The sequence below is a fragment of the Roseovarius confluentis genome (assembly GCF_002917925.1).
In the GTDB taxonomy this organism is placed as follows: Bacteria; Pseudomonadota; Alphaproteobacteria; order Rhodobacterales; family Rhodobacteraceae; genus Roseovarius; species Roseovarius confluentis.
The window spans coordinates 495,790-519,460 of sequence record NZ_PPFE01000002.1; the positions used below are offsets into that span (position 1 = coordinate 495,790).

Genomic DNA, 23,671 nt, shown 5'->3' on the forward strand with positions numbered 1-23,671 from the left:
ATGGAGCAGGCAAGGCACATCGTCGAGATTGTAACCGAGATCAATGCGGTCGAGGTCACATAGCGTGTCGTCTGAATCCAATGCGAGTAACCTTCCAACGCAGGATGAGCTTGAGCGGATTTTCGTGAACAATCCTGATTTTGTGCAGATCGAAAGCTATCTGAACCGCTTCAAACCGATCCGTGTCATGGGCACGAAACGGATGGAAATCAGGCACTCAACTATCCTAGCTTGGCTACTGAACCCGACAGACACCCATGGTCTACGGGGAGTAGCGGGTCTAGCCATTGAGCAGCTCATCGCGAAAGCTGGTAGAGATAGTTTGGAGTACTTGACGTGAAATGGCTGATAATTTTTGGTGGGATCATCGTTCTGTTGGCCTTAGTAGAAAAATTAAAGTTGTTTGGTGCTCCCCGTGATCCCAAGAGCTCGGACGACAGGCCACTTACTACCCGCGAAACGGCTGCTGGAATGGCCGCTGCGGGTGGTCATCTTCTCAGATCAGCGAATGAGGCAACGAACAAATTTTCTTCTGCGATACAACAGGCGGAAGAAATCAGTCAAAAGTTACGTGATGATGCCAAAGCTGACCTTGCGCATCTGGAAAGTCCTCTTGGTCAGAGCCTTTTATGTCGCAAAGCTTGGCTAAGTTCTTTGATGAAAGTCTCCAAGCATCGAATTGAACTCCAAGAAGAACTCGACGCTGATCCTGAATTTGCTAGAGAATTTGAGAAAGTCAGACAAGAGTTTAAGAAGGCCGCTAACGAGAAAAACGCTGGCAACCCTGCTCCAGTGAGTGCAAACGGCACCAGAGACACGTTAAGAGAATTGGGTTTTTGGGGCTTGCCGGCGGACCTTCGCATGATCTCAATTCCCTTTCTTTGCCATTTTACCCGTATTGAAAATCTTCCCTCTATACTTGAGCATGGGATTGTTCCGGTTGCTCTATGCCCTGAACACGGAATCAAACCGATAACTAACGACAATGCCCGCTTCGATAGAAGAACCCAAACTTCTTCTCTTTCTGTAGGTCACCCAAATGCACGAATGCTGCGCAAATACCGCCAGATCGATCCTAATAGCGATTGGGTCGTACTTGCGGTCAATGTTGCAATAGCCCTAAGCCTTGACACCCTATTCTGCCCTCATAACGCAGCCGATGCGAGGGTCAGCCGACTTCCAGATGCTGACCTGCTTGCGAACAAAGCTTTTCAGCGAATGTTCGAGAGACCACAACATTACACAGGCAGGGCAGGACTTAATCAACCGACGGATGACCAAGCTGAGATTCTCATTCCTCGGGTCATCCCCCCATCAGAGATCCAGGGCGTTTTCTTTCTTACCGGGAACGGCTGGGCGGAACACGCACCAGCTTGCGGGAACCGTGCAATATTTGATCCTAAGCAGAGTGAGGCGATTTTCGGCAGGCGTGTCAACGGAAGCCTTAACCATAACGCGCGAATAATGCGGGGTTTCGATCGTTTTATTGAAGAGATTACAGAGGACATTGAGGGCGATCCAAGATTGGTGAAATCTTTGAACGAGCTAATCAGGGAGCAAACTCAGCGCGATAGCACACCCGGGCTCATACAGGCTTTAAGCTGGTACCGGCGTTGAGGGTAAATGTATAAATACTGGCCTGCTCCCCTTGGAGTCCGCGTTCATAGGTTAGCTCTGTTCAGGTTTTGGTCCTCTTCTGACCGTTGGTGATACTCCCGCGGGGTGAGCCCGTCGAGGCTCGAATGTGGGCGGTGTTGATTGTACTCGTCGCGCCATGGCGCGATCATGCGGCAGGCATACTTTCGACGTGTCAAAGCGCCGATAACTCGCGTCCAACCCTTTATAGGAGTGATCGCAGAAAGCATCTGCAATACGGTCCGGCACTGTCGGCTCAGCCTTCCGAGAAAACTCATTTACGGAGTTTCGAAAGCCGTGTGTCGTCCACTCTGGGTCAAACCTTTTTAACATTGTCAGAATCGCCTTATCGGTCAGGTGGCCGATATATCCAAAGCTGGTTGAAGGTCTTGAAGAAAGACAAGCGGGTGATCTTCTCAGCTGCCGCCCATGCACAGCGCGCCGCAAATTTTTTGCACGGCTTGCAGCCGATGATCGATGAAGAAAATCACGAAGACGGAGTCGTCGTTTAAGGCGGCTACAAAAAGGAAAATTTTGCGTCCGCCTCTGGGCGGGCGCAAGTCCGATGTTTCGCCAGTTGGTTTCCGAGTTAGAATGACATCAAAATGCGCGCGCAGGAGGAATCACGATGGGCCGCAATACCTATCTCGGCGGCAGTACCATCGAGTCGGCACGCACTGACGCAAACCACCTCGACAACACCACACCGCAGCGCATCCCGGAAGAACCAGATCGGGCGAAGCCAATGATCGTACCGCTTGACCGCGATCTCTCCGTAGAAGTGGCGATGTGGGATTTCGATACCGTTGCTGCCTGGCTCGCAGGCTTCGATCATGCTTTCCGGCATGGCGATCTGACAGCGATCCCGAAACTTGAAGCAGGTGATGCGGAATACGAGAACTACCTCCTGCGGATCGCAAACCGCCTCATGGAAAACCGCAAGTTCCAGAGGGTTTCCGGCCATATTTCGATCCAGCGGAATGGTAAGCTTGGCTGGAGGCGCGACGAGTTTCGCAGCTTTGTTGAAGGCGTCAAACACTCGGCGCAGGAAATCGACGCGGAAATGCCTGAACTGTCACCGGAACTCACGCGCTTCCTGGACGGAGAATAGCCGAGCCTCTCGAAATGAGAGCGGCCGGCCGGCGAGACCTGACCGCTGAAAGTTAGAAGCCTTGGCCACGCGTGGCCAGCTCATCTTCGATATTGCGCAACGATTGAAGCGAGTTGCGACGTCGTTCAAAGCCGCGCGGGGCGGCTGCGAATGCATTGAAAGCCTAACGTAGAGGCGTGTCACACTTTCCCCCTTTGTTCACGGCATAAATGTGTGACACGGATAGGTCCAAGTCTTTGAATCTGCGTGCTTTCGATAAGACTTAAAATCTCCAGGCCGAAAGGCCGTGCCGGTTCGAGTCCGGCCGCGGGTACCACCTTGATGTTATTGGGAAAAACTCTTTACTTCAAATGCCTTGGCTAGAGGGGTTGTGGGGAGTGTCTCTATAGCTTTCACCTGGCGGAATGTGGGCCAGCCGATCAACGTGTGCGGAACCGAGCTTTGGCGCAGCATGATTGCGGCATGGCGCAACGACTCCTACCATCACCGCCCGCATAAGAGCCTCGACGGGCTTGCCCCGCGGGAGCATCATGTTCGAAGCCATCGCCGAAGGCTGCGATCTATATTCGCCTCAAGAATGTTGGAGCAATTACAAGACTGTTGGTTGTGGTTCGGGGTGAAGGTCGAACTCTTGTCAATGCATCGGACGCGCTGGAATGCAGTCAGACGTTTGCGAGACCGATTGATTCGACCAGACCTAATCCTGCAGCCGATAAAGCCACAATTCTGCTCGGCTTCACGATGCGCTTTTGTATAGCGAGGTGGCCGCGCTTCTATCTGAGCTAGAATTTTTCTTAACGAAGTCTTCCTTAAAGTGTTGTTGTGAAAAGATTTCGTTCGAGCCTCATTCGGCCGTGATGATTATGTGGACGGTTCACAAGTACTTCACTTCAAAACGAAATTTCCCACCTGTTACTCGATTGACATATACAGTCGCTTCGAGGTGATTCAAAAATGTCACGTATTTCGGATTGTCCTGAATGCAGCACCCAATTGTTTTCCTACAAAGGTTGAAAACTTAACGAATTTCATTAATGGTTTGTCAAAATGTGTCGACTTTGTGCCAGTAAGATTTTGGTTTTTGATTATTTAATGTGCGGTCTTTTAACGATCTCGTCGTAAGAAAACGATAATTTAGCGACGATCATAGGCCGCAACGTCTGGGGGGGCGGAATTGGGGTTTGTCTTGGTGGTTCCAAAGCTTTTACTGAAGCGCGCTGCGGTTTTGTTCGCTCTCGTTGCGAGTGCCGGGTCGGCGCTTTCTCAAGATCTCGTTTTCGAGTTCAACAATCCATCTTTTGGCGGCGACTCTTTCAATTCGGCGCACCTGCTTTCGCTGGCGGATATCCAGAACCAGCATGTCGATGATGGAGGCACCGTTGGTGTGACGGGCAACTCGCAATCTGACCTTTTCGTCCGTCAGCTTCAGAGCCGCTTGTTGTCGTCGCTTTCGTCGGGCCTTTCGGAGGTGATCACGGGTGCCCAGCCTGGGGATTCCGATACGATCGTCATCGGCGACCAAGAGATTTTTTACGAACGTACGCTGGATAATATCAGCGTGCGGATAACCAATTTGCTCGACGGTTCCAGCACAGAGATCGTGCTGCCCGTTGTACAGACCGCGCTGAATTGATGAAGTTAAAGGGCGAATTTGAAAGTATGCTGGGTAAGGCGAAAGTTGTTCTCGCTAACGGATGTCTCATCATGATGGCGCTCTTGGCATCGGGTTGCACCTCCTTCCAGGAGTTGGGTCGTGAAGAGCCGACGCTGCCGCAGATCACTGCCACGCGCAGCACACTGCTCGATATGCCGCCGCCGGACAACCGCGTTGACATCGCCGTCTACGATTTCGAGGATCAGACAGGTCAGTTCAAGCCGTCCGATACCGTGCAGACACTGTCGAAGGCCGTGTCGCAAGGCGGGGGCGCCGTCCTGATGAAAGCTCTGCGCGATACTGGCAACGGGAACTGGTTCCGCGTCGTCGAGCGCAGCAACCTCGACAACCTTTTGCAGGAGCGTCGCATCATCCAGGAGATGCGTCAGATCTATCTGAAGGAGAAGGAAATCAACCCCAAGGCTTTGCCGCCCATGCTGTTTGCGGGCGTGATCCTGGAAGGCGGGGTCGTGGGCTATGACACCAACGTTCTGACCGGGGGGGCCGGCGCCGCGTTGCTTGGCATCGGGGCAAGCGGAGAATACCGCAAGGACACGATCAGCGTGAACCTGCGCACCGTCAGCGTGAAGACCGGCGAAGTGCTGGCCTCGGTTGTGGTGCAGAAATCGATCCTTTCCACAAGCGTTGGCGCAAGCGTTTTCCGCTATATTGATGCGGACGAGATCCTGGAACTCGAGGCCGGGGTAACTTCGAACGAACCGGGCTTTGTCGCATTCAGGCGTGCGATCGAGTTGGCTGTTTTCTCGCTGATCCTGGAAATGGCTCACAGGGATTACTGGACATTCAAGAACCCCCGCGCCGGTCAGCGTTTGATAAGACAATATTTGGAGAACGACGGACGGATCAGACCCTCTGCCGTCACAGATCAAGAATACAGCGGCCTACGAACGCCGCTAAAACAATCGGGCGCTACATCGACGCCTGACAATAAAAAAATAACCTGAGCAGAGATGAATGTCGTCCCGACAGGGGCGAAACGAGGAGGCGTGGCGTCCGCTTGGCTGGACACCTGAGACACCACGCCTTGATTAGAGGTCGCATTTCGCGACCACCAACCCGGCACCAAAGGTACCTTTGGTGCTTTTAGAGGAGGTTTACCTCATGAAAAAGCACTTTATCACAAGTGTATCCCTGCTTGCGCTGACTTTTGCTGGCCAGGCTTTCGCAAATGACAGCACGATCGACCAGATCGGCCTCTCGAACACCGCAAATGTCGACCAGACCGGCGGCAACGAAGGCGTCTCGGCCATCTCGCAGGACGGCAGCGGCAACCTTGCCGAGGTGACCCAGTCCGAAGACCCGAACGGCATTCCCGGCTTTCAGATTCCGACCAACATGGCGACGATCAACCAGCTGGGTGGCAACGCCCGCGCCCGGATCGAACAGTCAAACCCGGACCAGCCGAACTCGCCGACCAACACGGCGTCGATCGACCAGAACTCGAACGGTACGCAGCAAGTTCCGCCGGATGGCATCCCCTCGGGCTTCAGCCTGAACGGCCGCATCATCCAGGACGGCTCTGGCAACGACTCGAGCATCGTGCAGTCGGGCAATCCGAACCAGCCGCCGAGCGACGGTGCCGGCTCGGGCGTGACCGCGCGCAACGACCAGATCGGTCAGGACAACACCTCGACCGTGTTGCAGAACGTGTTTGACCAAGATGCCAACCCGTTCACCGATGCCAACGTGTACCAAGACGGTGTCGGCAACGCGTCCAACGTGCAGCAGCGTGGCTCGGCCGCACTGGTTGACGTGTTCCAGATGGGTGAAGGCAACTTCTCGGACGTCTCGCAAGGACCGAACAGTGAGATGACCGCCTCGGTCACCCAGAACGGTGACAACAACAGCAGCGAGATCACCCAGCGCGCGCGCTCCGTCACCGCTACGGTCGAGCAAACCGGCACGGGGGATAGCTCGACCATCGATCAACTCGGGCAGAGCCGTTTTTCCACCGCGACCGTCACGCAGAGCGGAACGGGCAACACCAGCGATGTCGAACAGACCAACACCAGCTCCATGGCGTCGGTCACACAAAGCGGCACCAGCGGCATGAGCACCATCAACCAGTCTGATGGCGAGGGTGCTGAGGCGACGCTCACGCAGTCCGGTACGGGCAACCTGAGCACGATCATGCAGCAGGGTGATTTCCAAACCGCGATGGTCGATCAGTCGGGCAACATGAACGAAAGCATGATTACCCAGTCCGACGCGAACCAGATGGCAAGCGTCACGCAAGCCAGCGATGACAACTGGAGCTCGATCGCGCAATCGGGTGACGGGAACACGGCCACCGTCAGCCAGATGGTGACCAGCGGCAACATGTCGAACATCACGCAGACGGGTACCGGCAACACGGCTACGGTCAGCCAATAAGCTGATCAAACGCATCCCGCGCGGGCAATCGCGCGGGGTGCTCATCAATCCTTTTTCAATGGAACAGAAAAATGAAAAACCTTCTTCTGACCTCGGCCATGACCATCGCCTTCACGGCGCCGGCCTTTGCCAATGACAGCACCATCGAACAGATCGGTGCGACCAATACCTCTACCGTCACCCAGACAGGTGGCACCGGTGGCTCTTCCACCATTTTCCAGAACGGTGACAATGACGTCGCCGACGTGACCCAGTCCGACGGCGGCGGATCCGGCACAAACATCGCAGACATCGACCAGCTTGAAGGCTCGGGCACCCAGACCGCGTCGATCACGCAAGACAACGCGGCAAACGGTGCGGCGAACACTGCGACGATCCTTCAGGACTCGACGCAGGGCGGGAACACTGCCGGCATCAACCAGAGCGGATCGGGCAACACGGCATCGGCCCAGCAGGGTCCGGGCGCGGCGACAGTCACGATTCCGATCGTAGGTACATTTCCGGCCAACCCCGCCGATATCACCGACAGCACGGCTGATATCACGCAAACCGGCACGGGGAACGCCGCCAATACGACGCAGATCGTCGGAACGAACGGCGGCTCCAACAACCTCGCCACCATCGGCCAGGACGGCGACGACAACATAGCGTCCATCAACCAGGGCAGCGGAACCGGGTTGCTTAACCCGGCGTCGACCGACAACGACAACACTGCCGACATCTCGCAAACCGGCCTTGGCCACAACTCGGTCATCGAGCAGGGTGGCGAGTCCGGCTTTGCATCGAACGTTCAGGCGGGTGCCGACAACGCATCGACGATCACCCAATCGGGCGGCCTGCCTGGGCTGGGCAATACTGCGAACGTCACGCAAGATGGCGAGCGCAATACCAGCACGGTCACGCAGTCATCGGCAAATGGCGATCTGCCTGCCGTGCCCTCTGGCGCAACCGCGACCGTCACCCAGCTGGGCGACGACAACATGAGCACGATCAACCAGGCGCCGCTTGGCGGTCACCTGGCGACCGTGATGCAGACGGGCGACGGGCATTCGAGCCTGATCAGCCAGGACGGCTTGATCAACGTCGCCTCGGTGACTCAGGGCATGTCGGATAACACCAGCGAAATCGCGCAGACCGGTCCGAGCATCGTCGGTCCGCTGGGCAATACCGCGACGGTCAACCAGACCGCTACGGCCGGCAACTTCTCGGGCATCACGCAACAGGGCATCGGCAACAGCTCGAATGTGATGCAGTAACCTGCGCAGATGTGCTAAACTCACGCTGTCAGGCCTTCGGGCCTGGCGGTACCTTGCAGCAAGGTAGGACACCATGACCCGAACGACATACCTGTGCGCCGCCTGTCTTTTCCTGTGGCCAAATCTGTCCTTCGCCCAGGATAACCTCGACCAGATCAACCTGTCGGGGGAGGTGACGATTGACCAGATCGGCACGGACAACTTGGCGGAGGTGACCACGGATAGTGGCTCGAGCGTTCTGGCCATCGATCAGCGCGGTGAGGATCAAAGTGCACTTATCCGCCTGAGCGGTTCGAACAACCAAGGTAACATCGCACAAAGCGGTTTTGGCAACATTGCCGAAGTGCTGATCAACGGCACCGTCAACTCGTTTAGCATCAGCCAGTCCTCGACGAACAACCCGGTCTCGGATCGCAACGAGGCGACGCTGTCACAGGTCGGATTGAATAACGTGGCGTTCCAGACCCAGATCGGCGAGAACAACGCGATGACCCTTCGGCAGAATGGCGCGGACAACAGCGCGGACATGCTGCAGGAAGGGCAGAACAACATTATGGAACTCAATCAGTTTGACAGCAACAATGTTGCAAACCTTCAGCAATACGGCAACGGCGCGCCTCCGATTATCGTGACCCAGACCGGCGGCATGGTCGCGAATATTACACAGACGGGGAATTGAAACCGTGCGCGGTCTTCTGACAGCGCACATGATGTTTTGGCTGACCGCGGGTGGGGGGATCGCTCAGGATCTTCCGGAACTGTCCCAAGATCTTTCGTCGATAGATCAAGTCCCCGAGGTCGTACCCAACCCTGAACTCTCCTCGGATCCGGCAGGTCAAAACGATGTTCCTGGGCAGTACATTGCGCAGGAAATCGAGGCGGCGCAGCCGTACGGCCAAGCGGAAATCGATCCAGCCAGCGCATCCGATTCCGCGGAGGAGACCGACATTCTAGTAATGACACCTGGTGCGCCGGAAGCCGACCCATCCGAGGCGACAGCCAACAACGCTCGGTCAGACACTGTCGGTTCGGATGCAAACGCGGAGGAGGAGGCAGCATTCGAAGACGCATTGGACGCCGCTATAAGCGCGTGGGAGGCGGAGCAAGCGGAGCAGGCGCGCGCGTCGTCGCGAACGCCCGCGACGGCACCTGCGACAGACGATAGCGAATGCGAAGAACAGTCAGGCGCAACCTTGTCGACCAACGCCAAATGTCCTCTCACGACTTACCGTTCTCCGCGCTCTGGCTCAGAAAACAGTGACGGAATAATCGTGACCAAGGACGATGGCGTCTACCTGCAGGTGAAGCCAGGAAGCCAATAGATGACGAACTTAGGCCAAGCCTGCAATCGGGCATCGCCTATCCAAGGAGAAAGTCAATGAAAAGACATTTTTTTACCTTACCGATCCTGCTTGCGTGGCCAATGGTTTGCGGTGCTGAAGAGCAAAGGCAGGCATGGATCGAACTGTCTGAAGTCGAGGGTTTGGTCCAGATCGAAGTGTTTTCTCATCTAGAGGAGGGCATGAGCGGCAAGTACACCCTCGAGGTCGTGAAGGAAGGTCCGAGCGGTAGGTCGGTCAACAAGCAGGGCGGCAACGTGCCGAGTTCGGATGGGACGGCGGTCGGACCGCTGTCGATTTCGCGCGTTTCCGTGGAGCCGACTGCGACTCTGCAGGTCACACTCAATGTGACAGACGCATCGGGATTAACTTATCAGGACACAAAATCTGTGGCTGGGGATTAGTTGCCTGCGACCTGAGCATAAAGGCCGCTGAGGAGGTCCTTTCCGCGCTTCACAAAAGGTTTGACATAAGCCGACGACATCAACGGAACATCCCGCCTGACCCAATCGGACGAGGCGGTCCGAAAGGTCGCCGACCGCGTCCGGGAGCCGCCGGTCGGCGATGGCGAGGCCGAGTTGCAGGCCGCGTACGCGCATCTGTCCCAAGGTTTTGGCAACTGGAAGCGCAAGCGGCCTAAAATAAAGGTCGTACCGCGGCTGGAGGCGAAACAGTCCTTCGTGCTGCCGGAACGTTTCGTCGGCCTGTTCTGAGCGGGCGGGGCGTGGTGCCAAAAGCTTTGAGAAAGCTTTTGGCAAATCTTTTCAGAAAAGATTTGGCCCTGGGCGTCAGGTGCGGGTGCCGGCGAAGCGCGCGGCCCATTCCTCGCGCTGGTTGTCGGTGATCTTGGCGAAGAGCACGTCCGGTACGGTGAAGGCGTGGCCGGGTTCCAGGCTTTCCAGCGCCGTGTGCACGTCGTCGGGCCAGTGGCAATCTTCGGTTTGCATGGCTTGCAGCATCGCGGCGGAGGCGTCGGGGATGAAGGGGGCCGAGAGCACCGCGTAAAGGCGGATGAGGTTGAGTGCGAGGCGGATCTGCATGGCGGCGCGGTCTGGGTCTTCCTTGAAGGTCGACCACGGCGCGGCGGTTTGCAGGTACTCGTTGCCCGCGACCCAGATGGCGCGCAACTCGGTTGCCGATTTGCGCACCTCGATGGCTTCCATGTGCGCCTCGTAGGCGCGGATGCGGGTGGTCAGCGTGTCGATCAGCGCGGTCTCATCCGGGCCGTAGCTGCCCGCCTCGGGGACCTCTTCGCCGAACTTGGAGCGGCAGAACTTGGTCACGCGGGAAACGAAATTGCCCAGCACGTCGGCGAGGTCCTTGTTGACGTTCGCCTGGAAGTTCTCCCAGGTGAATTCGGCGTCCGAGCTTTCGGGGGCGTGGGACAGGAGCCACCAGCGCCAGTAATCCGCCGGCAGGATGTCCAGCGCCTGGTCCATGAAGACGCCGCGCCCGCGCGACGTGCTGAACTGGCCGCCGTCGTAGTTGAGGTAATTGAACGACTTGATGTAGTCGACCAGCTTCCATGGCTCGCCCGACCCGAGGATCGTGACCGGGAAGCTGAGCGTGTGGAAGGGCACGTTGTCCTTGCCCATGAACTGGGTGTAGCGGACATCCTCGGCGCCCTTGTCGGTGCGCCACCAGCGTTCCCAGTCGTCGCCCTTGCCCGCCTCGACCCATTCGGCGCCGCAGGCGATGTATTCGATGGGCGCGTCGAACCAGACGTAGAAGACCTTGCCTTCCATGCCCGGCCAAGGCGCGTCGCCGCGCTGAACCGGTACGCCCCAGTCGAGATCGCGGGTGATGCCGCGGTCCTGCAGGCCGTCGCCGTCATTGAGCCATTTCTTGGCGATGGAGGTGGTCAGCACCGGCCAGCCCTGCCGCGTGTCGATCCACTCTTCCAGCCGGTCCTTCATCTGGCTCTGGCGCAGGTAGAGGTGCTTGGTCTCGCGCATCTCGAGGTCGGTTGAGCCGGAAATGGTCGAATGAGGGTTGATCAGGTCGACGGGGTCGAGTTGCTTGGTGCAGTTGTCGCACTGGTCGCCGCGGGCACTCTCGAAACCGCAATTGGGGCAGGTGCCTTCGATATAGCGGTCTGGCAGGAAGCGGCCGTCGGCGTTGGAATAGACCTGTTTCTCGGTCACTTCCTCGATCAGGCCGGCCTCAAAGAGCTTGCCGGCGAAATGCTGGGTGAGCTTGCGGTTCTGCTCGGACGAGGAGCGGCCGAAATGGTCGAAACTGAGGCGGAAGCCCTGGCTCAGCTTGTCCTGTACCTCCCACATCTCGGCGCAATAGTCGGCGACTGGTTTGCCCGCCTTGGCGGCGGCCAGTTCAGCGGGTGTGCCGTGTTCGTCGGTGGCGCAGAGGAACAGAACCTCGTGTCCCCGGCCGCGCAGGTAGCGGGCGTAGAGGTCGGCGGGCAGCTGGGAGCCGACGAGATTGCCGAGATGCTTGATCCCGTTGATGTAGGGGATCGCTGATGTGATCAGGTGGCGGGCCATTGCGAGACGTCCTTGGAGGTTTGGGCGTTCGTGTAACGCAATGGCGCGGCCTGTGCCAGAGGCGGTTGGCGTCAGGGATCGGTGCGCGTGTCATCCTCGCGTGCGGTGCGCGTGAGTCGTCCGATCAGGAAGGATGTGCGGGGCGACCAGACATAGCGGGTGCGGGTGCCCGCGCTGGGGCGGGCCACCATCCGCACGAGGCTGAAGACGATGAGGACTGCATGGGCGACAGCGATCATGACAAACATCGCCTGCGGGCCGAAGCGGTCGATCAGGGCGGAGGCCACGAAGGGCGCGGCGATGGCGCCGAGAGCAAAGAAGAACATCAGCGCCGCCGAGAGTTCTACGCGCTGTTCGGAGGTGGCGAAGTCGTTGGCGTGGGCGGCGGCGACGGAATAGATCGGGAAGGCGGTGAAGCCGAAGAAGAAGGCGGCGATCATGGCGCCGTTGGGCGAGACGGTCCCGGCCAGCGCGGTGACGATGCAGCACAGGATGGCGGCGACCGAGAGCCCGATCATGACGTGGCGGCGGTCGAACTTGTCGGCAAGCCAGCCCGCAGGGTACTGCGCCAGTGCCCCGCCGAGGACGAAGGCGGCAAGGAACCACGCGATCTGATCGAGTGCGAGGCCGACCTGCTGACCGTAGAGAGGCCCGACCATGCGGAAGGTCGCACTGGAGAGCGCCGCGACGATCACGGCGGCGGCGGCGAGTGGTGAGCATTCGACCGCCAGCATGGGGCGCAGGCGGGGGGCCTTGGGCGTTTCGGGCTGGCGCACGGTGGTCAGCGTCAGCGGCAGCAGCGAGGCGCAGCAGATGATGGCGAGCAGGTTGTAGGAGACGTAGGACGCAGGCTCGAGCACCGAGATCAGCATTTGCGCGACGAGCGAGGCGCCCATGTCGGCCACCCGGTAGATGCCCATGGTGCGCCCGCGCGTCTCGTTGGTGACCTTGGCTTGCAGCCATGCCTCGACCACCGTGTAGCACCCGGCGATGCAAAGGCCCGAGGCGACGCGCATCAGCGCCCAGGCGATGGGGTCGATGATGATCATGTGCATCAGAAGGCCGATGGCGCCTGCGGCGGTGAAGGCGGCGAAGGCACGGGAATGGCCGACCGAGCCCATCAGACGCGGCGCGAACCAGCAGCCGATGAAGAAACCGAAGAAATGCGCCGAGCCGAGAAAGCCGATTTCCTGGGTGGAGAAGTCGAGCGTGATGCCCGACAGGGCATCGAGCGGCGCCACGCCGCCGGTGGACAGCTGCAACAGGATGACCGATAGGAAAAGGGCCGCGAAGGAGATGATCATGCGCATGGGTGCAGATTGGCATGGCGCGGCGCGGATGTCCTGCCGCGTTTTCGACAGACCGGGGTCGTTTTCGGCGCATGCGGGCGGATGGCCTTCGTGACATGCTGCGGATGGGGCAAGTGCCTGATTTTGCCGCGTTCGTCGGCCGGGATGCAGGCGACTTGTGCGCGATGAGAGAATCCCGGCATATGGCGCAAAAGCCCGCCAGGAAGACAGGAGACGTCATGATCGAGCAAAACCCCGATCTTATCCACGCAATCCGCGACCGGTTCGCCCATGTGGACCGCTGCCCGTTCCAGGGCGAGCGGATATTCTTCGAGAACGCGGGCGGGGCTCTGACGCTGAAAAAGGTGGTGGAGACGTCAGGCTTCTATGCCGCGATCCCGGACAATCCGGGACGGGCGAATCCGGCAGGGCAGGGAACGCAGACTGTCATCGACAAGGCGAAGGCGGACCTGGCGGTGTTCATGAACGCATCCTCGGGGCAGTTCTTTGCGGGCGAAAGTGGCACGGAGCTGCTGTTTCGGATGATCCGGACGGCCTGTGTGAACGCGCCCAAGGGCTCCAAGGTGATCGGGTCGTCGATCGAGCATCCGGCATCGCGCAGCGCGGCGCGGCGCTGGGCCGAGATGGCGGGGCTCACGTATGTCGAGGTGCCGCATGACGACTCGACAGGCATGGTCACGGCAGAGGCCTATGCCGAATGCATGACGCCGGATGTCGCGGTGGCGACCATCGTGCATGCGTCGCCGGTGACGGGGATGGGCATGGACGTGGCGGCGATCAGCGCGGCGATCCGGGCGGTGGCGCCGGAGGCGGTGATCATCGTGGACGGCATCCAGCACGCGGCGCATGGGCAGTTGGACCTCGACAGCTATCAGGCCGATGGATACGCGATTTCGCCTTACAAGGTGTTCTCGCGGCACGGGTTCGGCATCGGGTGGGTCTCGGACCGGCTGGCGGTGATGCCGCATGAGCGGCTGATCGGCTCGCCGGAAGACGCTTGGGAGTTCGGAACACGGGATGCGGGATCTTATGCCACCATCTCGGACGTGGTGGACTATTTCGACTGGCTGGGCGGCGAGGTTTCGGAGGAGATCGACCCTCGCCGTCGGATCGAGGCGGCGGGGCGAGCCATTCGCGCCTACGAGACGCACCTGACGAACGCGATGATCAACGGAACGGGCAACCTGCCCGGGCTGCGCGACATGGATCACGTCAGCATCTTGGGCGGGGCGGACAACCCGGCGCGCGAGGGGCTGGTGTCGGTGGTGGTCGCGGGCGTGCCGTCGGCCGAGGTGGTCGAGCGGCTGAACGCGCAGGGCATCCGCACGCATATCCGCAAGGACGATCATTACAGCGGCAACGTGCTGAAACCGCTGGGCCTGAGCGACTGTATCCGGATTTCGATGTGCCATTACAACACCGAGGCCGAGGTGGCGCGGTTGCTGACCGCGCTGCGCGAGATCGGGGACAGTCAGAGCGGGTAACCGAAGGTCGCGACGGTTTGCCAGATGTCGAGGTTGAGCCGCCGCAGGCGGTCGATCGAGGCGTCGATCCGCGCGACCTCTTGTGCGTCCGCGACTTCCTGCTTGCCGACGAGGATGCGGTCCTTGCGGTCGGCGATGCGCATCATGATCGTATTGAGCGGCCCGCCATCGGGGTTGAAGGAATAGATGCAGTGGTTGAACTTGTTGCGCAGGGTGGCCTCCTTGCGGAACCGCGCGGTCAGCGACAGCACCGCGTCGCGCTGGTCGGCCGGGGTGTGGCCCAGCTTGGCCAGCCTGTCGACAAGATCGAGTCGGGCGCTGGTGGTGTTGAGGGTCAGGAAGATGACCATCGCCACGTCCTTGTCGGTGTCGGCCAGCCCGGCAATGAGGTGGATCAACAGGCTTTCGGTGTTGGTCCAGTTGAAGTTGAGCTGGCCCACGCGCAGGAACATGTCGCGCAGTGCCTCTTCGTGCGCGGGCTGCGCCGGTTCAGAGCCTCGACGTGGCATAGAGCATCGCCGCCTCGGTGCGGTTATGGACGCCCAGCTTGGAAATGATGTGATGAATGTGCAGCTTGACGGTGTTTTCCGACAAGCCCAGCTGGGCCGCGATTACCTTGTTCTGTCGGCCGCGGGCGACATGTTCGAGCACCTCGATCTCGCGTCCTGTCAGCCGATCGAGCGCCGAGACGGCCGTGCCTTTGTCGGGCTTTGCCGGCGTCATGTCTTCGCCGCCGGCACGGGCGGGCGGATCGGTCGCCGTCAGCGTCGCCGACGTCAGCAGTTCGGGCGTCACGTAGGAATGCCCTGAAAGACAAAGCTTGAGCATCGAGATCCACGAGTCGAAATTCAGGTGCACCGGAAAGAAGCTGGACACGACAGTGGGATAGAGCGGGCTGGTGATCAGCGACCGGCTTTTGTCCGCATCGCCGTAGGCGCAGGCGATCTTCGCGCTGGATTGATTGCAGACCCAGGTTGCCAGATTTTCATCCAGCTTTTTCGCCGCAGATTGATCGAGCACGACGAGGCACAGACGATCCCGCCAGGACGGCAGCATCTCTACAAGCTGGTCCACGGAGTCGAAGCGTTTCACGGCGGTTCTGTCGATCTCGGCCTCGGTGACCCGGCAGAGCCTTTCGGAAAAGCTCTGATTGGCCGAAACCAATGCAATGACCGAATGCGTTTTGCGTTCCAATTTCAATAACTCTTTGGCGCGACCTTCGCGCGGTTCGGAAAAATGTTGCATGACAGTGCTCCCCCCGAAGTCGTCATCTTAAGGCACTGGTCGATAAATTTTTATCAACTGATCAAATGAAGAAAGTAATACGGCTAAACCTAGCACTATTGTCAGGCTGGCACAAATATTAGTCGAAAGAGCGCTTCGGCATATATCAATCGGTTTGTTTTCGGCCGTCGGTCTAGATCGTTTGAATGAGATCGGACGCCGCAGGACTACTCCGATTGTTGCGCAGGCACTGGACTGAATAGCCGGAACGGGCGAATCAATGCCATGCCAGACTTATGAAAACAAAAGAAAAAAATTGGAATCCAACTGGATTAACCAAGATTGACGGGTGTTTTCGACGTCCGATTCTCCCTCATCTTCGGTCGTGCACGACACCGTGCAGACAGGATCGGGGGATCCATCTTTAGCTGACGGACACGGCCGCACGGGGCGCCCGCAAATGTGGGACCGCATCTGCCCCATGCGCCATTGACCGGCACGCGAGACTGCCTCCGAAGAAAGGACAGGGTGAGGACCGGACCATTTCACGTCGTATAACGCGGGGCGTCCTAGACCGAGATTTCGTCGCGGCCCCCCGGATTTTTTCAACAAACAGATCCAATCGCATCCGGACGCATGTCACTTGTTAGAGAGCGGTGACCCTCGGATGCTCCATTCGGAGAAAATCCAATGTCAAAGAAAAATCAATACCTCTTCGGCCTTCAGGGCCAGGGCCAGCTTCAGGGCCAAGGTCAAGGCCAAGCTCAGGGGCAAGCCCAAGGCCAAGGCCAGGGTCAGGACCAGCACCAGTCAAGCCACAATGAGAACGTAAACCTCAGTGGTAACGGCAACGGCAACCTGAACGGCAACGGCAATGCCAATGGCAACCTGAACGGCAATGGCAACGCCAATGGCAACGTGAACGGCAACGCCAATGGCAACGTGAACGGCAACGCCAATGGCAATGTTAACGCCAACGCCAATTACAACCACAACGACGCGACCAACAATGCCACCAACACCGCCACGAATACGGCGACCAACGTCAGCACGACAGACGTCAAGGTGAACGTGGATGTCGGTCTGGAAGGCCTGCCGTCAGACGATGATTTTGCCGATTTCGACCTGTCAGGCGGCAGCTCGACCGGTGATATCATGATGGCGACCAACGGCGGTCACGTTCATGCCGTCTATGGGGCCGGCAACGACATCGTTCTGAAAGACGTGCTGGAAGACGCGCTGAACGGCGCTGGCAATGATGCCGGAACGATCATCGCTCAGTCCGCAACGCTGACCGACAACGACAAGGTCGACAACGCGCAGGTCCAGAACAGCGGCAACTTCCAGCAGAACGGCAACGCGACAGGCGGCACGGCGACGTCCGATGAAGGCATCGAGACCCAGCCAACCGGCGGCGGCGGCGGGTCCGGTGCGCTTTCAGCCGGCGGATGGGGCGGTGACGCCGCAGCGCTTGGCGGAATCGCGGCGGCTGACGGCGGTCAAGGCGGTCACGGCGGCTTCGCGGCCTCCGGCGGTGGCGACGGTGCCGCCGGTCTTGGCGGTGGACTTGGATCCATCGGCGTGGGCGTCGGTGTCGGCGGTGAGACCGGCAACGGCGGCGACGGCGGTGACGGCGGCAACGCGGCCTCTGGCGCGATCGGCGTGAACGACGCCGATGGCGGTGGCGCGGCGGGCCTTGGCGGCGGACTGGGCCTGGGTGGCCTTGGGCTGGTGCCGGTCGGCCTGGGTGCCGGGATCGGCCTTGGGGCCGGCGGAGACGGCGGAGACGGCGGCAATGCCGGGTCCGGCGCCATCGGTGCCTCCGACGCGGATGGCGGCAACAGCGGCGGCGCGAACGGGCTGGGCGCTGGCATGAGCACCGGCCTGGGCGTTGGCCTTGGTGCCGGCGGTGACGGTGGCGCTTCGGCGGCGCTGGCAGGCGGCGGCGGTGCCGGCTTGGGCGGTAAGGCCTTTGGTGGTGACGCTGGTGCCATCGGCGGCTTTGGCGGCGCGGCCGGCAAAGCGATGAACGGCGATGGCGGCGCGGCCGGACATGGCGGCCTCTGGGGTTCGAACAACGGTGACGACGGCTTCGTCAACGGCCTGAGCGAGGCGCAGGCCTCCGCGGTTGTCGACACCTCGGCGTTCAACCAGAGCATCGTTCAGGGTGCCAACATCCTTGGCAACACGGTCGACATGACCGTGGTCGGCGGCTCGCTGACCTCGACGCTGGTGGGCGAAGACGACACCGTCTAAGGCCCTGGCACGATACTGAAAACGGCCTGCGCGGTGGGCATCGCGCAGGTCACATTTCAAACCAGAATAGTAGGTCTGGTCTTCGATCTCTGACGAGTAGGAAGAACAAATGGCCTTTGATTTTACAACCGAAGCAATTGCCCATTTTATTGGGGCGTTCAACCAGATCATCGAAGAGGCGCGGTTGCGCACGGATCACGATCCGTTCGACAACGTCGGACCTGACTATGGTCTTGGAAACGGCCTTAACACGATCACGATCAACCTGTCGGCGCCGATGCAACCCGTCGCCGTCGATACCGGTATTTCCTACAGCATTCAGTTGCTGCCGCTGCCAGAACCATTCACGCCGGTTTCGGTTTTCATGCAGACCGGGGCCGATTCAGGTTTGCCGTTTTTGATCGGTGGCCTGCCGGTGGTACCGCAATCGATGACGGGGGTGCCCTTCGGATATGCGGCGCAGCCTTTCGTGGTGTCGCCGCCACCGCCGCCGCCTTCTTATGCGACGGTGGTCTATCAGCAAAATCTCCTGGCGGATTCCGACAGGCTGTTGGGTGGAGATACCGTGGCGGAACTGCCTCAAGAGGCGGCGGCCTTGGCGCTGGACTGGCTGGTGGAGGAAGGCACGGCGCTTGCCGGTCCGGATATTCCCGAGGTCCCGGAAAGCGGTGCCGATATCGCTGTGACGGGCCACGAGGTGTACGCCAGCGCTACGGCCTTTGTCCCCGATGGGCCGGAAGAGGCCCAGGTGGTGGCGCTGACCGGAGAGGACGCCGCCGGGATCCACGTGGACGGAGAAGAAAGCGAGACGCTGCCCGATCTGACCGAGGTGTTGCCGGTTCTGCCCGAAGCGGATGACGACACCGGACCGGCGCATGACGTGATCACCGGCGGCAACACGGTGGTCAACGAGGGCTACATTTCGTTTTCGCTGGCAGAGGCGCCGGTGATCGCCGTGATGGGCGACAGCCTGTCGCTGGTCAGTATCAGCCAGACGAACGTGATCAGTGACCTGGATACGGTGAACGGGATGTTGCGGGGCGCGGGCGGCGCCGACAACGTCGTCAGTAGCGTCGCGTCATTCCTGAGCACCAGCTCGGAGCCTGAGAGTGACGACGGGGACGGCGCGGAGGAGGACGGTACGGTGGAGGACGACGCGCCGGTCTTTCCGTCGATTGCGTCAGTGGTGCGGATCGAGGGAGACGTTGTCAACTTCAACTACCTGTACCAGCAGAACATGGTGGACGACGACGATGTCGTGAGCATGGAACTGACCGCTTCGAAGACTTTTATACAGAGCGGCGGCAATCTGACTGTGAACGCCACCAGCCTTTTGGAACTGAGTTATATCTATGATTTGATCGTTGTGGGCGGCGATATCATCAACGTCAGCATCATCAACCAGATGAACGTGCTGCTGGACGACGATTTCATCACCTATCCAGAGGACGAGGGCTGGGACGTGACCAGCAGCGGCAACGTGCTGTGGAACCAGGCCAGCGTAAATTCGATCGGCATCGACATTTATCAGGCCATGTCCGACGAGTTCGCGGCGCTTGGTGACAGCCTTGCCGCGGGGTCGGACGCGGTGTCCGGCAGCATCCTGAGGCATGAGGCGTTCGAAGGGCAGGACGAGGTTCTGAGCGTTCTCTACATCGAAGGCGACCTGATCAGCCTTCAGGTCGTCGATCAGGTCAACATTCTGTCGGATGTCGATCAGGTGCACGTCAGCGCGCAGGGCGATGCGGCGGCGATCGCCGGGGCGAACGCGTTGATCAACATCGCGGCGATCTCGGAATTTGGCATCGACTCGGAGGTCCAGGTGGGCGGCGAGGTCTATTCCGACGCGCTGATGCACCAGGCGGGCCTGATCGTGGAAGAGGACAGCCCGCTTTTGACCCAGGAGGGCGGGCTGGTGACCGAGGCGGTCGCCTTTTTGATGGATGACGTGGATCAGCAGGCCGAGGACGCGGACGGTGGATACTGCGGTTACGCCGCCGGCGACGATATGGGTGGCGATCCGATGGGGGGACTGCTGGTTTGAGCGAAAGCATTTTGAACAAGAGATATTGAAACATGGATAGTGACACATCACGGGCCGCGCATGGGGCCTCTGCCACCGCTCACGAAAAGGATCGCACCGGGGGGAGGGACCTTTTAACGCTTTCGCCCGACCTGCGCGTGCCCGGAACAGGGACGCCCGCCGCCGGCGGGCCCGATCCCGCCCCCGAAACCGTTGACGCATCGCCGGCTCCCGTGATCGATGCCAAGCGGGCGAACGAGGTTTCGCCCGCGCGCGATGTCCCGAAACCGCTTGTCCCCAAAGGCGGTGAGGGCGGCGGTGCCAATGGTGGCGGGGGCGGGGCAGGCTTTCACAAGCGGTCCGGGCCGGTAGATTTCAACCAGGACCTGAAATCCGGCATGGTGGCGGTGCGCCGGAATCTGTCCGTGGTGATGTTGTTCAGTTTTGCGACCAACATCCTGATCCTGGCGATTCCGGTCTACCTGTTCCAGATTTCGGACCGCGTGTTGACCAGCCGGTCGGTGGACACGCTGATCATGCTGACGGGCGTCATCGTCGGCGCGGTCGTTCTGCAGGCGTTCTTCGACGCGATGCGGCGCTTCGTGCTGATGCGCACGGCGGTCGAACTGGCCGCGCGGCTGGGCGCGTCGATCCTGAGTGCCGCGGCCCGGGCGGCGCTGGCCAGCAACGGGCGCGAGTACCAGACGCTGGGCGACCTGCAGCAGCTGCGCGGCTTTCTGGTGTCGGGCACGCTAATGGCGTTTCTGGACGCGCCGTTCGCACCGCTGTTCGTGCTGGCGATCTTTCTCATACACTTTCACCTCGGGCTAATCGTGGTGGGCACGGCGCTGCTTTTGCTGGTCATCGCGTTGATCAACCAGCGGGCCACGTCAGGGCCGTTCACGGTGGCCAACCGGCACCAGAGCGCGGCCAACATGCATCTCGACTCGATGTCGCGGAACAGCCAGATCATCAACGCATTGGCGATGATCCCCGAGGCGGTGTCGATCTGGGGGCGCGACACGGCGGCGTCACTGACCGCGCAGGTGCGCGCGCAGGACCGCAACATCACCTCGGCGGCGTTCTCGCGCGGGGTGCGGCTGTTGACGCAGGTGGCGATGCTGGGCTGGGGCGCGTACCTGGCCATCGACGGTCAGCTGACCGGCGGCATGGTGATCGCCGCGTCGATCATCGCGGGCCGGGCGCTGGCCCCGATCGAGGGCGCGATCGAGGGGTGGAACCAGTTCATCCTGTCGCGCGCGGCTTTCGGCCGGATTTCCGAGCTGCTGAAAGCGTCGCCGCTCAACCACGACCGGCTGGTGCTGCCGCGGCCCGAAGGGCGGCTGGACGTGGAGCGCCTGCTTTACGTCCCGCAGGGCACCAAGAACGTCGTGCTGAACGGTATCAGCTTCAGCCTGGCGCCGGGATCGTCGCTGGCTGTGATCGGCAATTCGGGCGCGGGCAAGACCACGCTGGGCAAGATGCTGGTGGGGGCGGTGCTGCCAACCTCGGGCTGTGTGCGGCTGGATCTGATGGACCTGCGCAACTGGGACCAGCGACAGTTCGGCGAGAGCATCGGCTATCTGCCGCAGGACGTGCAGCTGTTTCCCGGCACCATCAAGGACAATATCGCGCGGATGCGGGACGATGCCACGGACGATCAGATCTATCACGCGGCACAACTGGCGGACGTGCACCAGATGATCGCCAACCTGCCGCATGGGTACGAGACGGTGGTGGCCGCCGATGGCGCGCCGTTGTCGGGCGGGCAGAAACAGCGGATCGCGCTGGCGCGGGCGTTCTTCGGCAATCCGCGGCTGCTGGTGCTGGACGAGCCCAACTCGAACCTCGACGTGGCGGGCGACCAGGCGCTGGCGCGGGCGCTGCAGCATGCCAAGGCGCAGGGGATCACGGTGGTCGTGGTCACGCAGAAACCGTCGCTGCTGGCGCATGTGGACAAGATCATGGTGCTGGCGGGTGGCGCGGTTTCGATGATCGGCCCGCGCGAACACGTGCTGCAGTCACTGTCGGGCAATCCGCAGCCCGCGCCGGACCCCGGGACCGCCCCGGCGGCGGCGCCAGCCGCGGCTGCACCGGCCTGACCCCAGTTTGAACGGAGGATTTCATTGTGAGCCGCATAAAAATGCAGACCTTACCCGTCGAGACACGCTGGTTCGCAGAGGTGCCGCGCTCGATCCGGCGATTCACCTTTGTCGGCCTGACCGTAATGCTGACATCCTTCGGCGGTTTCGGGGCGTGGGCCTTCAAGGCGCCACTGGCGGCGGCGGTGATCACCCAAGGGTCGTTCGTGGCGATCGGCAACAACCAGTTCGTGCAGCACCTGGAAGGCGGCATCATTCAGGATATCCTGGTGTCCGAGGGCGAACAGGTCGCGCAGGGCCAGGCGATCATTCAACTGGACAAGACCGCGGCGCAGGCCAAGCTGCGCGAGCTGTACCTGCGGCGGGCGCGGCTGGAAACGGTGGCCGCGCGGCTCTTGGCGGAATACAGCGGCGCCGACAGTTTCGAGGTGCCGCCCTTCCTGGCGGGGGGCGCAAACGATCCGGCGGTACAGCAGATCTTGAGCAATCAGCGTCTGAACTTCGACTCGTCCAAGGCCAAGATCGCCAAGGATATCGGCCTTTTGGAAAGCAACATGCTTGCGCTGAACAGCCGCAAGGAGGGGTTCCTTGCGCAGCAGGATGCGCTGGAGCAGCAGATCGCTTTCCTGAAGGAGGATATCGCCGCGCAATCCGCCCTGTTGGACAAGGGGCTGACCCAAAGATCGCAATTGAACTCGCTGTACCGGGCGCAGGCCGACGGGCTGGGCCAGATCGGGCAGTTGCAGGCGGAACTGCACGAGGTCGACGCCCTGCTGGCCAAGCACGAGCAGCAGATCGAGCAGGTCGTGGTCGAGCATCGCAAGGCCGCGCTGGACGAGCTGCAGTCGGCGGAAAACGAACTGGACACCGTGCGCGAGAACTACAATCGCGCGCTGGAGGTGCATGCGCGGTCCTCGATCGTGTCGCCGGTGGCGGGGACCGTCGTGCGGATGACCTACAACACGCCGGGCGGGGTGATCGAGAGCGGCAAGACCATCGCAGAGATCCTGCCTGCCGACGCGCCGCTGATCATCGAGACCAAGTTGCCGCGCACCGATATCGACAGCGTCAAGATAGGCCAGCCTGCGACCGTGCGGCTGGTGGCGCTGAACCAGCGCACGACTCCGGTGCTGAACGGGACGGTCTATTACGTGTCGGCCGACGCGCTGCCCGACGAGTCCGAGCTGATGCCACAGGAGGTATACCTGGCGCGGGTGCGGATCCCGCCCGAGGAGATTGCGCGGGTGCGCAACTTTGCCCCCACGCCGGGGATGCCGGCGGAGGTGATGATCGAGACCGCCGAGCGGACGTTCTTTGAATATCTCAGCAAGCCGATCACGGATTCCATGTCGCGGGCGTTCCGCGAGCAATAACCCGGCGG

The 23,671-nt window shown here is 60.5% G+C and carries 20 protein-coding genes and 2 pseudogenes; 17 read left to right on the forward strand and 5 right to left on the reverse strand.

The features are described from left to right. Positions 1–336: 336 nt before the first annotated feature. The gene (locus C2I35_RS07205; protein WP_103762333.1) at positions 337–1,617 is read left to right on the forward strand and encodes a DarT ssDNA thymidine ADP-ribosyltransferase family protein; all 1,281 of its coding nucleotides are present in this window, start codon (positions 337–339) and stop codon (positions 1,615–1,617) included. A 44-nt stretch (positions 1,618–1,661) separates the two neighbouring features. Here the strand turns inward: C2I35_RS07205 and C2I35_RS07210 are convergent. Then, positions 1,662–1,802, reverse strand: a pseudogene (locus tag C2I35_RS07210) (integrase core domain-containing protein); the annotation flags it as partial. Between C2I35_RS07210 and C2I35_RS22730 the strand changes: the two are divergent. The 11 genes and pseudogenes from C2I35_RS22730 to C2I35_RS22590 all read left to right on the forward strand — a co-directional run. Beyond that, a pseudogene (locus C2I35_RS22730) lies at positions 1,743–2,018 on the forward strand (hypothetical protein); the annotation flags it as partial. The pseudogenes C2I35_RS07210 and C2I35_RS22730 sit on opposite strands and share 60 nt — an antisense overlap. Positions 2,019–2,024: 6 nt before the next feature. Continuing rightward, complete coding sequence (locus C2I35_RS22305; protein ID WP_425442894.1) at positions 2,025–2,147, forward strand: hypothetical protein; 123 nt, start codon at positions 2,025–2,027, stop codon at positions 2,145–2,147. A 116-nt stretch (positions 2,148–2,263) separates the two neighbouring features. After that, positions 2,264–2,746 (forward strand): hypothetical protein, encoded by a 483-nt coding sequence (locus C2I35_RS07220; RefSeq protein WP_103762334.1) that lies wholly within the window; start codon positions 2,264–2,266, stop codon positions 2,744–2,746. A 1,174-nt stretch (positions 2,747–3,920) separates the two neighbouring features. After that, a complete protein-coding gene (locus C2I35_RS07235; protein WP_103762335.1) occupies positions 3,921–4,379 on the forward strand; it encodes a curli assembly protein CsgF in 459 nt (152 codons plus the stop codon). A gap of 71 nt (positions 4,380–4,450) precedes the next feature. Continuing rightward, on the forward strand, positions 4,451–5,365 hold the full coding sequence (locus C2I35_RS07240) for a CsgG/HfaB family protein (RefSeq protein WP_170067145.1): 915 nt from the start codon (positions 4,451–4,453) through the stop codon (positions 5,363–5,365). 157 nt (positions 5,366–5,522) lie between these two features. Continuing rightward, positions 5,523–6,794 (forward strand): hypothetical protein, encoded by a 1,272-nt coding sequence (locus C2I35_RS07245; RefSeq protein WP_103762337.1) that lies wholly within the window; start codon positions 5,523–5,525, stop codon positions 6,792–6,794. A gap of 71 nt (positions 6,795–6,865) precedes the next feature. Then, the gene (locus C2I35_RS07250; RefSeq protein WP_103762338.1) at positions 6,866–8,050 is read left to right on the forward strand and encodes a hypothetical protein; all 1,185 of its coding nucleotides are present in this window, start codon (positions 6,866–6,868) and stop codon (positions 8,048–8,050) included. A 73-nt stretch (positions 8,051–8,123) separates the two neighbouring features. After that, the gene (locus C2I35_RS07255) at positions 8,124–8,729 is read left to right on the forward strand and encodes a hypothetical protein (RefSeq protein ID WP_103762339.1); all 606 of its coding nucleotides are present in this window, start codon (positions 8,124–8,126) and stop codon (positions 8,727–8,729) included. Positions 8,730–8,760: 31 nt separating this feature from the next. Then, positions 8,761–9,372: a hypothetical protein gene (locus C2I35_RS07260; protein WP_211286118.1), complete on the forward strand. Its 612-nt coding sequence runs from the start codon at positions 8,761–8,763 to the stop codon at positions 9,370–9,372. 56 nt (positions 9,373–9,428) lie between these two features. Next, positions 9,429–9,794: a curli-like amyloid fiber formation chaperone CsgH gene (gene csgH, locus C2I35_RS07265; protein WP_146049983.1), complete on the forward strand. Its 366-nt coding sequence runs from the start codon at positions 9,429–9,431 to the stop codon at positions 9,792–9,794. Between the two features lie 174 nt (positions 9,795–9,968). Continuing rightward, on the forward strand, positions 9,969–10,103 hold the full coding sequence (locus C2I35_RS22590; RefSeq protein ID WP_274592465.1) for a hypothetical protein: 135 nt from the start codon (positions 9,969–9,971) through the stop codon (positions 10,101–10,103). A 75-nt stretch (positions 10,104–10,178) separates the two neighbouring features. On the opposite strand, the gene metG is transcribed toward C2I35_RS22590, so the two are convergent. Together metG and C2I35_RS07275 are read right to left on the reverse strand one after the other, a co-directional pair. Then, positions 10,179–11,891, reverse strand: coding sequence for a methionine--tRNA ligase (gene metG, locus C2I35_RS07270; protein WP_103762342.1), 1,713 nt, complete (start codon positions 11,889–11,891; stop codon positions 10,179–10,181). 71 nt (positions 11,892–11,962) lie between these two features. Beyond that, a complete protein-coding gene (locus C2I35_RS07275) occupies positions 11,963–13,201 on the reverse strand; it encodes an MFS transporter (RefSeq protein ID WP_103762343.1) in 1,239 nt (412 codons plus the stop codon). A gap of 218 nt (positions 13,202–13,419) precedes the next feature. Here C2I35_RS07275 and C2I35_RS07280 point away from each other — a divergent pair, with 218 nt between their 5' ends. Further along, positions 13,420–14,685, forward strand: coding sequence for an aminotransferase class V-fold PLP-dependent enzyme (locus C2I35_RS07280; protein WP_103762511.1), 1,266 nt, complete (start codon positions 13,420–13,422; stop codon positions 14,683–14,685). Here C2I35_RS07280 and C2I35_RS07285 read toward each other — a convergent pair. Both C2I35_RS07285 and C2I35_RS07290 read right to left on the reverse strand, forming a co-directional pair. After that, positions 14,673–15,194: a hypothetical protein gene (locus tag C2I35_RS07285; RefSeq protein ID WP_170067147.1), complete on the reverse strand. Its 522-nt coding sequence runs from the start codon at positions 15,192–15,194 to the stop codon at positions 14,673–14,675. The two genes, C2I35_RS07280 and C2I35_RS07285, sit on opposite strands and share 13 nt — an antisense overlap. Further along, positions 15,175–15,879 carry a helix-turn-helix transcriptional regulator gene (locus C2I35_RS07290; protein ID WP_170067148.1) on the reverse strand — a complete coding sequence of 235 codons (705 nt, stop codon included), beginning with the start codon at positions 15,877–15,879 and terminating at the stop codon, positions 15,175–15,177. Before C2I35_RS07290 ends, C2I35_RS07285 begins: the two co-directional genes overlap by 20 nt. Positions 15,880–16,599: 720 nt before the next feature. Here C2I35_RS07290 and C2I35_RS22100 point away from each other — a divergent pair. The 4 genes from C2I35_RS22100 (at position 16,600) to C2I35_RS07315 (ending at position 23,663) form a co-directional block, all read left to right on the forward strand. Continuing rightward, positions 16,600–18,165 carry a hypothetical protein gene (locus C2I35_RS22100; RefSeq protein WP_170067149.1) on the forward strand — a complete coding sequence of 522 codons (1,566 nt, stop codon included), beginning with the start codon at positions 16,600–16,602 and terminating at the stop codon, positions 18,163–18,165. Positions 18,166–18,274: 109 nt separating this feature from the next. Then, entirely contained in the window at positions 18,275–20,209 is a 1,935-nt protein-coding gene (locus C2I35_RS07305; protein ID WP_103762347.1) for a hypothetical protein, read from the forward strand. A gap of 32 nt (positions 20,210–20,241) precedes the next feature. Then, positions 20,242–22,290: a type I secretion system permease/ATPase gene (locus tag C2I35_RS07310; protein ID WP_103762348.1), complete on the forward strand. Its 2,049-nt coding sequence runs from the start codon at positions 20,242–20,244 to the stop codon at positions 22,288–22,290. 26 nt (positions 22,291–22,316) lie between these two features. Further along, complete coding sequence (locus tag C2I35_RS07315; protein ID WP_245890427.1) at positions 22,317–23,663, forward strand: HlyD family type I secretion periplasmic adaptor subunit; 1,347 nt, start codon at positions 22,317–22,319, stop codon at positions 23,661–23,663. Positions 23,664–23,671 lie beyond the last annotated feature (8 nt).

Excerpts from the sequence above, each read along its gene's own strand:
- C2I35_RS07250 (WP_103762338.1), top strand. The coding sequence starts at position 6,866 with ATGAAAAACCTTCTTCTGACCTCGGCCATGACCATCGCCTTCACGGCG.
- csgH (WP_146049983.1), top strand. The coding sequence starts at position 9,429 with ATGAAAAGACATTTTTTTACCTTACCGATCCTGCTTGCGTGGCCAATG.
- C2I35_RS07260 (WP_211286118.1), top strand. The coding sequence starts at position 8,761 with ATGTTTTGGCTGACCGCGGGTGGGGGGATCGCTCAGGATCTTCCGGAA.
- C2I35_RS22100 (WP_170067149.1), top strand. The coding sequence starts at position 16,600 with ATGTCAAAGAAAAATCAATACCTCTTCGGCCTTCAGGGCCAGGGCCAG.
- C2I35_RS07240 (WP_170067145.1), top strand. The coding sequence starts at position 4,451 with ATGATGGCGCTCTTGGCATCGGGTTGCACCTCCTTCCAGGAGTTGGGT.
- C2I35_RS07310 (WP_103762348.1), top strand. The coding sequence starts at position 20,242 with ATGGATAGTGACACATCACGGGCCGCGCATGGGGCCTCTGCCACCGCT.
- C2I35_RS07275 (WP_103762343.1), bottom strand. The coding sequence starts at position 13,201 with ATGCGCATGATCATCTCCTTCGCGGCCCTTTTCCTATCGGTCATCCTG.
- C2I35_RS07255 (WP_103762339.1), top strand. The coding sequence starts at position 8,124 with ATGACCCGAACGACATACCTGTGCGCCGCCTGTCTTTTCCTGTGGCCA.
- C2I35_RS07280 (WP_103762511.1), top strand. The coding sequence starts at position 13,420 with ATGATCGAGCAAAACCCCGATCTTATCCACGCAATCCGCGACCGGTTC.
- C2I35_RS07305 (WP_103762347.1), top strand. The coding sequence starts at position 18,275 with ATGGCCTTTGATTTTACAACCGAAGCAATTGCCCATTTTATTGGGGCG.
- C2I35_RS07220 (WP_103762334.1), top strand. The coding sequence starts at position 2,264 with ATGGGCCGCAATACCTATCTCGGCGGCAGTACCATCGAGTCGGCACGC.
- C2I35_RS07285 (WP_170067147.1), bottom strand. The coding sequence starts at position 15,194 with ATGCCACGTCGAGGCTCTGAACCGGCGCAGCCCGCGCACGAAGAGGCA.
- C2I35_RS07245 (WP_103762337.1), top strand. The coding sequence starts at position 5,523 with ATGAAAAAGCACTTTATCACAAGTGTATCCCTGCTTGCGCTGACTTTT.
- metG (WP_103762342.1), bottom strand. The coding sequence starts at position 11,891 with ATGGCCCGCCACCTGATCACATCAGCGATCCCCTACATCAACGGGATC.